The following is a 767-nucleotide window of genomic DNA, read 5'->3' on the forward strand; positions in this document are numbered from 1 at the left end:
ACGGCCATCTGGGCCGCCAGCAGGGTTTCAATCTCGTTTTCCGGCTCAATGCTTTTGATGAAGGCAATGACGAACTGCAGCGGGTCGTTTGTTACCTCACCCTTCCTGGAAACAGCATTCCCAATCTGTCCAAGAAGGGGACTGAAGAGATCCGTGTCACAGACACCCAGCGCGTCCATGAGCTGCAAAATCTCTTCGTTCTTGCCGGACTTTCCGATGGTCATATTCGCATTGCCGTCTACCATCTCGACCGAGACGTTCGGGGCGCGCTGTTCCCGGTCTTCCACCCGCCTGGCGATGTCGGCGACTTCGTCGCTGGGTTCCTTGGTCAGCTTGCTCATGTGAAGATCCGCCCCTGCAAAATGCTATCTGATACTTGTCGCAAGTATACGCGAAATGGGTGTGGACTGGAACAGAACGTTCACATTATGTTCTGAATATGAAGTGGCCGAACGACGTTCCCAAAGACCTCGCCAAAGGGCTGGATCAGCTTGCACAATACCGAAGCGCGCCAGCCAGCTCAGACATCTGGGCTGTCATCAAGGAATGGCTTGAGCGCCACAACGTCCCCCCGCCAAGCTGATCGCATGCGTCTGTCCAGAAAACAGTGTCCAAACTGTCCATTTGTCCAATTCGTAGGCTCCATTCTGGACATTTGGACAGATTGGACACCTCCCACCGGATGTGCGCATTGTCAGCGATGCGGGAAAGCTGCCGTTCGCTGCAGTGCCGCACCTGTAAGCCGCTTCAATGGCTGCTGTGCGGAC

Annotated in this window: 1 protein-coding gene; it reads right to left on the reverse strand. The window is 55.1% G+C overall.

The annotated features are described in order from the left end of the window. Window positions 1-341, reverse strand: a 341-nt coding sequence (locus TR61_RS19435; RefSeq protein ID WP_216595451.1) for a hypothetical protein, incomplete at its 3' end; no start/stop codon positions are given. Between the last annotated feature and the right edge of the window lie 426 nt (window positions 342-767).

The organism is Aestuariivita boseongensis (genome assembly GCF_001262635.1).
Lineage (GTDB): Bacteria > Pseudomonadota > Alphaproteobacteria > Rhodobacterales > Rhodobacteraceae > Aestuariivita > Aestuariivita boseongensis.